At 41.8% G+C, this 12,099-nt stretch carries 10 protein-coding genes; 8 read left to right on the forward strand and 2 right to left on the reverse strand.

The window, feature by feature from the left end; all coding sequences use genetic code 11:
- The first annotated feature begins 116 nt into the window (after window positions 1-116).
- The 5 genes from ptsG to splB all read left to right on the forward strand — a co-directional run bounded on the left by ptsG (window position 117) and on the right by splB (window position 5,726).
- A complete protein-coding gene (ptsG, locus tag JQX68_RS07910; RefSeq protein ID WP_147771836.1) occupies window positions 117-2,216 on the forward strand; it encodes a PTS glucose transporter subunit IIABC in 2,100 nt (699 codons plus the stop codon).
- A gap of 97 nt (window positions 2,217-2,313) precedes the next feature.
- The gene (locus JQX68_RS07915) at window positions 2,314-2,580 is read left to right on the forward strand and encodes a phosphocarrier protein HPr (RefSeq protein ID WP_003154654.1); all 267 of its coding nucleotides are present in this window, start codon (window positions 2,314-2,316) and stop codon (window positions 2,578-2,580) included.
- Complete coding sequence (ptsP, locus tag JQX68_RS07920) at window positions 2,580-4,292, forward strand: phosphoenolpyruvate--protein phosphotransferase (RefSeq protein ID WP_095431416.1); 1,713 nt, start codon at window positions 2,580-2,582, stop codon at window positions 4,290-4,292. The genes JQX68_RS07915 and ptsP overlap by 1 nt, the downstream gene beginning before the upstream one ends.
- A gap of 88 nt (window positions 4,293-4,380) precedes the next feature.
- Window positions 4,381-4,620, forward strand: a complete 240-nt coding sequence (gene splA / locus JQX68_RS07925; protein ID WP_003218644.1) for a splAB operon transcriptional regulator SplA — start codon at window positions 4,381-4,383, stop codon at window positions 4,618-4,620.
- Window positions 4,621-4,697: 77 nt separating this feature from the next.
- Window positions 4,698-5,726 (forward strand): spore photoproduct lyase, encoded by a 1,029-nt coding sequence (gene splB, locus JQX68_RS07930; RefSeq protein ID WP_014663774.1) that lies wholly within the window; start codon window positions 4,698-4,700, stop codon window positions 5,724-5,726.
- Here splB and JQX68_RS07935 read toward each other — a convergent pair.
- Complete coding sequence (locus JQX68_RS07935; protein ID WP_147771837.1) at window positions 5,723-6,421, reverse strand: GNAT family N-acetyltransferase; 699 nt, start codon at window positions 6,419-6,421, stop codon at window positions 5,723-5,725. The two genes, splB and JQX68_RS07935, sit on opposite strands and share 4 nt — an antisense overlap.
- 134 nt (window positions 6,422-6,555) lie before the next feature.
- Between JQX68_RS07935 and mcpC the strand changes: the two genes are divergently transcribed.
- The 3 genes from mcpC to JQX68_RS07950 all read left to right on the forward strand — a co-directional run bounded on the left by mcpC (window position 6,556) and on the right by JQX68_RS07950 (window position 10,695).
- Window positions 6,556-8,523: a methyl-accepting chemotaxis protein McpC gene (mcpC, locus tag JQX68_RS07940; RefSeq protein WP_103748831.1), complete on the forward strand. Its 1,968-nt coding sequence runs from the start codon at window positions 6,556-6,558 to the stop codon at window positions 8,521-8,523.
- A 147-nt stretch (window positions 8,524-8,670) separates the two neighbouring features.
- Window positions 8,671-9,537, forward strand: a complete 867-nt coding sequence (locus tag JQX68_RS07945) for an NAD(P)-dependent oxidoreductase (protein WP_069149512.1) — start codon at window positions 8,671-8,673, stop codon at window positions 9,535-9,537.
- A gap of 267 nt (window positions 9,538-9,804) precedes the next feature.
- Window positions 9,805-10,695, forward strand: coding sequence for a Vgb family protein (locus tag JQX68_RS07950; RefSeq protein WP_103031984.1), 891 nt, complete (start codon window positions 9,805-9,807; stop codon window positions 10,693-10,695).
- Between the two features lie 420 nt (window positions 10,696-11,115).
- On the opposite strand, the gene JQX68_RS07955 is transcribed toward JQX68_RS07950, so the two are convergent.
- Complete coding sequence (locus JQX68_RS07955) at window positions 11,116-11,889, reverse strand: CAP domain-containing protein (protein ID WP_103031985.1); 774 nt, start codon at window positions 11,887-11,889, stop codon at window positions 11,116-11,118.
- Window positions 11,890-12,099: the final 210 nt, after the last annotated feature.

Consider the following 12,099-nt stretch of genomic DNA (forward strand, 5'->3'; position numbering starts at 1 on the left):
TTTGTTGTGTAAAAGGGCAAATGTAAACGGTTAAACTGGAAGACTTACGCCTGTGAATTCGTTGTCATGATTTTTAGCTGTAAGGTCAGACTAGTAAAAAGAGGAGGTCAATTCTTATGTTTAAAGCATTATTCGGCGTTCTTCAAAAAATTGGGCGTGCGCTTATGCTTCCAGTTGCGATCCTTCCGGCTGCGGGTATTTTGCTTGCGATTGGGAATGCGATGCAAAATAAGGACATGATTCAGGTCCTGCATTTCTTGAGCAATGACAATGTTCAGCTCGTAGCGAGTGTTATGGAAAGCGCTGGGCAAATTGTTTTCGATAACCTTCCGCTTCTATTCGCAGTCGGTGTAGCCATCGGGCTTGCCAACGGTGATGGAGTTGCAGGGATCGCGGCGATTATCGGTTATCTGGTAATGAACGTATCCATGAGTGCGGTTCTTGTTGCAAACGGAACCATTCCTTCCGATTCAATTGAAAGAGCCAAGTTCTTCACGGAAAACCATCCTGCATATGTAAACATGCTTGGTATACCTACCTTGGCGACAGGTGTGTTCGGCGGTATTATCGTCGGTGTGTTAGCTGCACTATTGTTTAACAAATTTTACACAATTGAACTTCCGCAATACCTTGGTTTCTTTGCGGGTAAACGTTTCGTTCCAATTGTTACGTCAATTTCTGCACTGATTCTGGGTCTTATTATGTTAGTGATCTGGCCTCCGATCCAGCATGGATTGAATGCCTTTTCAACAGGATTAGTGGAAGCGAATCCAACCCTTGCTGCATTTATCTTCGGGGTGATTGAGCGTTCGCTTATTCCATTCGGATTGCACCACATTTTCTATTCACCGTTCTGGTACGAATTCTTCAGCTATAAGAGTGCAGCAGGAGAAATCATCCGCGGGGATCAGCGTATCTTTATGGCGCAGATTAAAGACGGCGTACAGTTAACAGCAGGTACGTTCATGACAGGTAAATATCCGTTTATGATGTTCGGTCTGCCTGCTGCGGCGCTTGCCATTTATCATGAAGCAAAGCCGCAAAACAAAAAACTCGTTGCAGGTATTATGGGTTCAGCAGCCTTGACATCCTTCTTAACAGGGATTACAGAGCCATTGGAATTTTCATTCTTATTCGTTGCACCAGTCCTGTTTGCGATTCACTGTGTGTTTGCGGGGCTTTCATTCATGGTCATGCAACTGTTGAATGTTAAGATTGGTATGACATTCTCCGGCGGTTTAATTGACTACTTCCTATTCGGTATTTTGCCGAACCGGACGGCATGGTGGCTTGTCATTCCTGTCGGCTTAGGGTTAGCGGTCATTTACTACTTCGGATTCCGATTTGCCATCCGCAAATTCAATCTGAAAACACCTGGACGTGAGGATGCTACGGAAGAAACAGCAGCAACTGGGAAAACAGGTGAAGCAGGAGATCTTCCTTATGAGATCCTGCAGGCAATGGGTGACCAGGAAAACATCAAACACCTTGATGCTTGTATCACTCGTCTCCGTGTGACTGTAAACGATCAGAAAAAGGTTGATAAAGACCGTCTGAAACAGCTTGGTGCTTCTGGAGTGCTGGAAGTCGGCAACAATATTCAGGCTATTTTCGGACCGCGTTCTGACGGGTTAAAAACACAAATGCAAGACATTATTGCGGGACGCAAGCCTAGACCTGAACCGAAAACATCTGCTCAAGAGGAAGTAGGCCAGCAGGTGGAGGAAGTGATTGCAGAACCGCTGCAAAATGAAATCGGCGAGGAAGTGTTCGTTTCTCCGATTGCCGGGGAAATTCACCCGATTACAGATGTTCCTGACCAAGTCTTCTCAGGAAAAATGATGGGTGACGGTTTTGCGATTCTCCCTTCTGAAGGAATTGTCGTATCACCGGTTCGAGGAAAAATTCTAAATGTGTTCCCGACAAAACATGCGATCGGCCTGCAATCAGACGGCGGAAGAGAAATTTTGATCCACTTTGGTATTGATACTGTCAGCCTGAAGGGCGAAGGATTTACGTCTTTCGTATCAGAAGGAGACCGCGTTGAGCCTGGACAAAAACTTCTTGAAGTTGATCTGGACGCAGTCAAACCGAATGTACCATCTCTTATGACACCGATTGTATTTACAAACCTTGCTGACGGAGAAACAGTCAGCATTACAGCAAGCGGTTCAGTCAGCAGAGAACAAGAAGAAATTGTGAAGATTGAAAAATAAGGGTGTTAGTACGCCGTGCTTGTCAGATGACAAGTACGGTTGTATGATATAATATTGTGAAGTAATATAGCTTTAAGTTAAAAGGAGAATGATAAAAATGGCACAAAAAACATTTAAAGTAACTGCAGATTCTGGAATCCACGCTCGTCCTGCGACAGTTCTTGTACAAACTGCTAGCAAATACGACGCTGACGTTAATTTAGAATATAACGGCAAAACAGTTAACCTTAAATCTATTATGGGTGTTATGTCTCTAGGTATCGCTAAAGGCGCTGAGATCACAATCTCTGCTAGTGGAGCTGACGAAAACGATGCTCTTAACGCTTTAGAAGAAACAATGAAAAGCGAAGGACTCGGCGAGTAATGCAAGAGTTAAAAGGGATTGGCGCTTCAGCCGGCATCGCGATTGCAAAAGCGTACCGGCTTGAAGAGCCAGATTTAACGGTTGAAAAGAAAAGCATCTCTGATTCTGAAGCGGAAGTAAGCCGTTTTGATGAAGCGATTGCACGTTCAAAAGAAGAGCTCGAAAAAATCAAAGAGCACGCTTTGAAGGAACTGGGTCAGGATAAAGCTGATATTTTTTCTGCTCACCTTTTAGTTCTCAGTGACCCTGAGCTTCTGAACCCTGTGAAAGAAAAAATCAGCACTGATTCAGTGAATGCTGAATTCGCTTTAAAAGAAACGTCTTCTATGTTCGTTACCATGTTTGAGTCTATGGACAACGAATATATGAAAGAGCGTGCGGCAGATATCCGCGATGTAACAAAACGCGTAACTGGCCACCTGCTTGGCGTCGAAATTCCAAACCCAAGCATGATCTCAGAAGAGGTTATTATTGTAGCTGAAGACTTAACACCGTCTGACACAGCTCAATTAAACCGTGAGTTCGTAAAAGGATTCACAACTGATATCGGCGGACGTACATCTCACTCGGCTATCATGGCGCGTTCTCTTGAGATTCCAGCAGTTGTTGGAACGAAAGCGGCTACAGGCACGATCCAAAACGGCGTGACTGTTATCGTTGACGGTATCAATGGTGATGTCATTATTGACCCATCTGCTGAAACTGTAAAAGAGTATGAAGAAAAACATAATGCTTATTTGGCTCAAAAGGCTGAGTGGGCGAAGCTTGTCAATGAACCGACTGTCTCAAAAGACGGACATCATGTAGAGCTCGCAGCGAACATCGGTACTCCTGATGATGTAAAAGGCGTTCTTGAAAACGGCGGAGAAGCAGTTGGCCTTTACCGTACAGAATTCCTTTACATGGGAAGAGATCAGTTGCCTACAGAAGATGAGCAGTTTGATGCTTACAAAACGGTTCTTGAGCGTATGGAAGGAAAATCAGTTGTCGTGCGGACACTTGATATCGGCGGAGACAAAGAGCTTCCTTACCTGCAGCTTCCTAAAGAAATGAACCCGTTCTTGGGATACAGAGCGATTCGCCTTTGCCTGGAAGAGCAAGAAATCTTCAGAACACAGCTTCGCGCGCTGCTTCGTGCAAGTACATACGGAAACTTGAAAATCATGTTCCCTATGATTGCGACAGTTAACGAATTCAAAGAAGCAAAAGCGATCCTTCTTGAAGAGAAAGAAAAGCTCGTAAAAGCGGGACAGGCTGTATCTGATGATATTGAAGTCGGTATGATGGTTGAAATTCCGTCAACTGCAGTCATCGCTGATCAGTTTGCTAAAGAGGTTGATTTCTTCAGTATCGGAACAAACGATTTGATCCAATACACAATGGCAGCTGACCGTATGAATGAACGTGTATCTTACCTGTATCAGCCATACAACCCGGCAATCCTTCGCCTGATTACACTTGTAATTGAAGCGGCACATAAAGAAGGAAAATGGGTTGGCATGTGCGGAGAAATGGCAGGAGACGAGATTGCGATTCCGATCCTTCTCGGCTTAGGCTTAGATGAGTTCTCAATGAGCGCAACGTCTATCCTTCCGGCAAGAACACAAATCAGCAAATTGTCTAAACAAGAAGCTGAGTCATTCAAAGAGAAAATCTTATCTATGGGCACGACAGAAGAAGTTGTCGCGTTCGTAAAAGAAACTTTCAAGTAATGTACAAAAACCAGACGGCCTTCGGCCTGTCTGGTTTTTTTCATAAGTAAGGGTATAGAAGGACACAATAACGGCTAGGAGGGATAGTATGTCAAACCAATTTAACGCAGGAGATACTGTTTATGTGATCTACAGAAATCCGCACGCCGCCAATGTTGCTCACATCAAGGAAGCCGAAATTGTGCACCACCCATACCATGAAGGCGAGCTATCTCTGTTTATTTATGAAACCTATCATCCGTTTGCAGAGGACGACGCTGTGTTTGCAAGCTATGAAGAAGCTAAATCACTTTACAAAGAATTATTTGATATTGATCCGTATGAGTAACAAGGAAATCATTACAACTCATATCCTTTCCGTCTGGTGAGAAAAGTAACAGTAGTAAAGGAAAAGGATGTGGCATCATGCAGAACCCATTTGTTCCGCAGCTTGTGTATATAGAACCAAGAGCGCTGGAATATCCGCTGGCTCAAGAATTACAAGATAAGTTTGAGAAAATGGGCATTGAAATCAGAGAAACGACATCCCACAATCAGGTGCGTAATATTCCTGGGAAAAATCATCTTCAGCAATATCGCAATGCGAAATCAACTTTAGTTATCGGTGTTCGGAAAACATTAAAGTTTGATTCATCCAAACCCTCAGCCGAATATGCCATCCCGTTTGCAACAGGCTGCATGGGGCACTGCCATTACTGCTACCTGCAAACAACCATGGGATCAAAGCCATATATCAGAACTTATGTAAACGTCGAAGAGATTTTGGATCAGGCGGATAAGTATATGAAAGAGCGCGCGCCAGAGTTCACAAGGTTCGAAGCCTCATGTACCTCAGATATCGTAGGAATTGATCATCTGACACACACGCTGAAGCGCGCCATTGAACATTTTGGTCAAAGTGATCTCGGAAAGCTTAGATTTGTAACGAAATTTCATCATGTCGATCACCTATTAGATGCAAAGCATAACGGGAAAACGAGATTCAGGTTCAGCATTAATGCCGACTATGTCATTAAAAACTTTGAGCCGGGAACCTCACCTCTTGATAAGCGGATAGAAGCGGCTGTTAAAGTTGCAAAAGCAGGATACCCGCTAGGCTTTATTGTTGCACCGATTTATATTCATGAAGGCTGGGAAGAAGGGTACAAACATCTATTCGAAAAGCTTGATGCTGCTTTGCCGCAGGATGTTAGACATGATATTACGTTTGAATTAATTCAGCACCGTTTTACAAAACCGGCCAAACGAGTGATAGAGAAGAATTATCCGAAAACGAAGCTTGAATTAGATGAGGAAAAGCGCCGTTATAAATGGGGCCGTTACGGGATCGGAAAATATATATATCAGAAAGATGAAGAGCACGCACTTCGAGAAGCGCTTGAATCCTATATTGATGCTTATTTCCCTAATGCGAAAATCGAATATTTCACTTAACCGGGCTGTTGTGATGAACAGCTCGCTTTTTTATAGAAAGGATTTTTCCATTCCATCAAAACGCCGTAATTCAATGATTCTGTATCCTCTAAATAATTGTTGACTACACGAATAGGTGAACGCCCGCAACGGAGGAGAAAGGACAGCACAGGGTCGTTTTTCCTGCCTTCCATCACATCTTCAACGTACTGAACTGCGCTGATCTCGTGTGCGTATTTATGATATAAAGGAATGCGTCCGCCTCCGAGAAGGCGCTCCAGCCTTTTATCAACAGTAAGCTCATACATCGTATTCATCAGCCATTTTCCGATTCCAAGCTTTCGATAACGTGGAGAAACAGAAATATCCACTACATATAAGGTATTTCCATGAGGGTCATGATTCTTAATTGATCCGTTGTCTGTTGCTTGTGCCCATGTATGGTCAGGAGATTCAGGCTCAAATTGTACAATAAGAGCCGTCATGGAACCGATAATTCTGCCATTGATGAGCGCGCATAAAGCGCCTTCCGGAAAGGTTTTGATATGACTGTCGAGCTGGCTTTCAGACCACAGTAATTCTTGGGGAAATGGGGGAGGGAAACATTCTCTTTGAAGAGAAATCAGCCCCTTGATGTCAGTCTCATTGTAGTTTCTGATGGTTAGAGCTCCAAATTTTCTTCCGTTATGCACATATATTTGTTTCAGTATGATCATCACTCTCCTTATGTTGTTTTATTATAACGAAGATTGAATTTTCAGTAAATATATTCCGATATTCTTATAATTTATTTTTTGATTATTCATTTTTCAAACGAAAAGGCCGATATAGAAATTAGGAGGGGATTGGTTTGTTTAAAAAACTTCACATGAAGATTGCTGTTTTTGTTTCGATTATGTTAATCGTCACAGTTGTTCTTTTAATGCTGTCTTCTTATTTGACGCTAAAACCGATGATTACAGAGGATGGGAAAAATACAACTCAAAACGTGACGCAGTCACTTGAACAAAATATTGAATTGCAATTAAAGAGTTATGCCATTTCGTTATCAAGGCTGGCTAATGGGAAATTAACGCATACATTTGTAACGAAACCAAGTAAAGAAGCTGCTCGGCTGTTTAACGATGACATTAAGCAAATCAAAGATAATGATGATTATGTTGCGATGGCTTACATAGGCACCGCAAAAAAAGAAATGTTTACATATCCAAAAGCAGATTTCGCTGAGGATTATGATCCAACATCAAGACCATGGTATAAGCTTGCAGCTGAAGCCCCGGATCAAGTTGTTTGGACGGAACCTTATAAAGATGTCGTGACAGGAGACATGATTGTTACTGCATCGAAAGCGATCTTAGACAGGCAAAAAGTGATAGGGGTTGCCAGCTATGACTTGAAACTCTCTGCTATCCAAAGTATGGTCAATAAACAAAAGGTGCCTTACAATGGATTTGCCTTTTTAGCTGATGCGAGCGGCAATCTTTTAGCCCATCCGTCAAATCAAGGGAAAAATATATCAAAGGATCAAACACTGAAAACCATTGCGTCCGAGAAAAAAGGGATACAGGATGTGAATGGGAAAATGGTTGTGTATCAAACGATTGGTGAAACGGGCTGGAAGGTCGGAACGCAATTTGATACCGATCAATTAATGTGGATTTCAGATAAAATGAATCGGGCAAATCTGTGGATATCATTGATTGCGCTTATCATCACAATTATTCTCAGCTACTTCCTGGCCAAAACGATAACCGGTCCGATACAGCAGCTGATCGCTAAAACGAAAGCCGTTTCCGCAGGCGATTTAACAGTGCACGCGGAATCAAAATCTAAGGATGAAGTCGGTATTTTAACAAGGGACTTCAATCTGATGGTTGAAAATATGAAGGAAATGGTTGAGCAAGTGAGGATCTCTTCAGGGAAGGTATCTGATACCACTGAGCAATTAACGGCTGTCTCTGCAGAAACAAATGAAACAAGCGGACAAATTGCAAAAGCGATTGAAGAAGTAGCTGCAGGAGCATCGGAACAAGCTTCTGAAGTTGAAACCATTAATGAAAAATCAGAAAGCCTGTCAATGAAAATCAGACAAATCGCTGAGGAGGCAGGCGGAATAAAAGAACGCTCAAAATCGTCCGAGGATGCAAGCTATAAAGGACTTGACGCACTCGGCCAGCTGCTGATGAAGTCAAACGAAGCTAACATGGAAACAAAAAAGGTCGAAACGATGCTGCTGGATTTAGAAAATCAAACTAAGAATATTGAAGAAGTCGTTACGGCGATTTCAAACATATCTGATCAAACCAATTTGCTTGCTTTAAATGCCAGCATTGAGGCAGCCAGAGCGGGAGAAAGCGGCCGCGGTTTTGCCGTTGTAGCTGATGAAGTGAGGAAGCTAGCTGAGCAATCAGCCCTCTCTACAAAGCATATCAGTGAGACTGTAAAGCTTATCCAGCTTGAGACAAAAGAGGCCTCTCATGCAATGGTTGAGGCAAGCAGAATGAACGATGAACAAAACAGTGCCATTCACGAGACTGGAGAGGTATTAAACACGATAACTTCGGAAATGCAGTCACTGGTGCAAGGCATTGATCACATTTACGCAGAAATTCAAAGAATGAGTGAAGAACAGCTCGCGATTTCTGAAGCGATTCAAAGCATTTCAGCCATATCACAGGAATCAGCTGCCGCAGCAGAGGAAGTGAACGCATCAACTGATGAACAGCTGATCACTCTTGATAAAGTCAAACACTCAACAGACACGTTAAAACATGCAAGCCAAGAGCTTATGAAAACAATTACAAAATTCACATTATAATCCAACAAAACCCTAAAACATGGTATGTTTTGGGGTTTTTTTATTTTAGAGTCTACTCTATGATGTATAGTTATGGTAGTCTAGAAAATGAAGGAAAAATGATAAATTTTAACTAAAATCTAAACGAAACATCTGGGAGGAATGACCTTGAAAAAAACAATTGGTTTTATCGGTCTTGGAGTAATGGGAAAAAGCATGGCAACACATATTCTCAATGACGGCCATCCTGTATTGGTATACACCCGGACAAAAGAAAAAGCAGACAGCATCCTGCAAAAAGGCGCGGTATGGAAAGAAACGGTCAAAGATCTTTCGAAAGAAGCGGATGTTATCATTACAATGGTCGGCTATCCCAGTGATGTTGAAGAAGTGTATTTCGGAACAAGCGGAATTATTGAAAACGCAAAAGAAGGAGCATATCTTATTGATATGACGACATCTAAGCCCTCGCTTGCGAAGAAGATTGCTGAAGCGGCCAAAGAAAAAGCATTATTCGCTTTAGACGCTCCTGTTTCAGGCGGAGATGTCGGTGCACAAAACGGAACACTCGCGATTATGGTTGGTGGAGAAAAAGAAGCTTTTGAAGCCTGCATGCCGATTTTCTCTTTAATGGGAGAGAATATTCAGTACCAAGGACCGGCTGGAAGCGGACAGCATACCAAGATGTGCAATCAGATTGCAATTGCAGCTGGTATGATCGGTGTTGCTGAAGCAATGGCATACGCTCAAAAATCAGGCCTAGAGCCGGAAAATGTCCTGAAAAGCATCACAACGGGCGCAGCGGGAAGCTGGTCATTGTCAAATCTTGCTCCCCGTATGCTGCAAGGCAACTTTGAACCAGGATTTTATGTAAAGCATTTTATTAAAGATATGGGAATTGCGCTAGAGGAAGCAGAACTAATGGGAGAAGAAATGCCAGGCTTATCGCTTGCTAAATCCTTATATGACAAGCTTGCTGCACAAGGTGAAGAAAACAGCGGAACACAGAGTATATATAAGCTTTGGGTGAAATAAAAAGACTGCCTGTATCCTGCAGGCAACCATCAGGCTGTCGTGATAATCTCGACAGCCTTTTTCTGGGCTCTAGGTGGTAAAACAGAAAAATACCACTTGGAAATGCTTATTTGTTTTGTTTATTATGAGATAGGATTATGGTGTAATGTTTTTATTTATGACGAAATCGGCGCCTATTTAGGTATGAACGTAAGTATTGCCTCCTATTACAGAACAGTGAGAATAGGAGGCTTTTTTGCAGATTATATTGAAGGGGGGAATTAAGTTATGGAGCTTGAACAGCAAGAAATAAGTATTTTACATTCTGATTCTGGCCCATACGGGATAGCCATTTCACACGAGGGAAAAGTATGGTTTACCCAACATAAAGCTAACAAAATAAGCTGTATTGATAAGAAGGGAAAAATTCAAGCGTATACGATTCCGACACCTGATGCTGGGGCCATGTGTTTAACGGTGTCTTCAAAAGGTGATATCTGGTTTACAGAAAATAGAGCTAATAAGATAGGAAAACTGACCGAAAAAGGGCAATTTAGAGAATATCCATTACCGCATAAACACTCAGCCCCGTATGGGATTACGGAAGGTCCAAACGGCGATATCTGGTTTACTGAGATGAATGGAAATCGTATAGGAAAATTGACGGCAGAGGGTAAGATTTATGAATATGAACTGCCTAATGAAGGATCATACCCTTCTTTTATTACATTGGGTTCAGATGATTCGCTTTGGTTCACTGAAAACCAGAATAATGCTATCGGCAAAATAACTGAATCAGGAGAGGTAACGGAGTTTCCAATTCCGACACCGGGAGCAGGACCAGTTGGTATTACAAAAGGGCATGATGATGCACTTTGGTTTGTAGAAATCATAGGTAATAAGATAGGTAGGATTACGGTTTCAGGTGACATAACTGAATATGATATTCCAACACCAAATGCACGTCCTCACGCTATCGCTGCAGGGCGAAAATCCGATTTATGGTTTACCGAATGGGGAGGAAATAAAATCGGAAGGCTGACAAGTGATCACAAAATTGAAGAATATACAATCAACACACCTCATGCTGAGCCTCATGGAATTGGATGCGCTAATGATGGAACAGTATGGTTTGCATTAGAATGTAACAAAATAGGAAAGCTAAGATTAACCACATAATAGAATAGAGGCCGCCCTTTGTACCTCAGGCTGTCGAGAAACCTCGGACAGTTTCTATTTCCCTATCATATAATCAAAGAAAGGCTTTAAAGAATGATGTCTTTCTCTGTTCCTCACAAAAAACTGCGACGAAGCCTATATTGCTCAGACTGAAAATTTTTCCTTAATTACAGAAAAGGTCAATTCTATCAAAGGCATATTTGCTATGGAAGGTGAAAAACAAAACGGATTGTGAGTGAACAAATTCCCCTTACAATCAGGTTCCAGAATGTAAAGAAGCATGCCGCATCCTATCCTTGCTTGGCTGGCGGCTTTTTCTATTTCTGCATCAAAAATATGAATACAGCAAAAAAGCTTGCAGAAAAAACATGGTTTTTTCTGCAAGCTGAAGATTACCTGTATCGTACAGGGAATTTTTTATTATTTACCGATGAATTGTTGTGTCCAGATGCTTCCAGACTCAACGTAGCCAACACCGATGTGAGTAAAGTTAGGGTTTAGAATGTTTTTTCTGTGTCCTTCACTGTTCATCCAGGCTTTTACTACTTCTTCAGGTGTCTTTTGGCCCTTCGCAATGTTTTCACCTGCTGTTTTGTAGCTGATTCCGAAAGATTTCATCATATCAAACGGTGAGCCATAAGTTGGGCTTTGGTGATCAAAGTAGTTTTTGTCTTTCATATCCTGAGATTTTGCGCGTGCAGATTTGCTTAACGTTTCATCAATTTGAAGCGGTTTTAAGCCTTGTTTTTGTCTTTCTGCATTTGTAAGCTCAACAACTTTTTTCTCATATGCACTTACAGATGAAGGTGCAGATGTTGTTGTGTTTGTTTTTTCAGCAGTTGCAGGTGCTTTAGAAGCGGTGTTTTGATCAGCAGTTGCTTTTTCAGTAGTCTTTTGCGCCGGTTTTGCCGTTTCTGTCTTTTGAACATCCTGAACCTTCATGTTAGATTGCTTCGCATGTTTTTGAAGAAGCTGCTTAATCTCTTTTTCGTTTGCAGCGTTTAACGTTTTAATATTTGTGTTAATATGCAGTTTTTTCACTGCATCGTTAAGTGACATGTTTTGTACTGTGTTCCCCGTTTTTACTGTTACCACAGACTGGCAGGAGAGTTCTTTCGCAGATGCTTGCTGTACGCCTCCGAATGTGAATAATCCAACCGCAGCGGCAGCAGATAAAATAAATGCTTTCTTCATTAGTTCGTAACCTCCTAGAGTTGTTTGTTTCTACAAAAAAATCATAACATAGCTTTTTTGTCATAAAGACTCCAACACTTTCCTTTGACAAATAAAGATTGTCATTTTCGTAAAGTAAATCCGCTGAATCGCATGAATAAAGAAACCAGCGGCATTTATGGTTTTATCGTACTGTTACATATCTTCCTTTTTTTTGAATGGTTAGTTATA

It is taken from the genome of Bacillus sp. LJBS06 (assembly GCF_016924995.1).
GTDB classification, from domain to species: domain Bacteria; phylum Bacillota; class Bacilli; order Bacillales; family Bacillaceae; genus Bacillus; species Bacillus stercoris.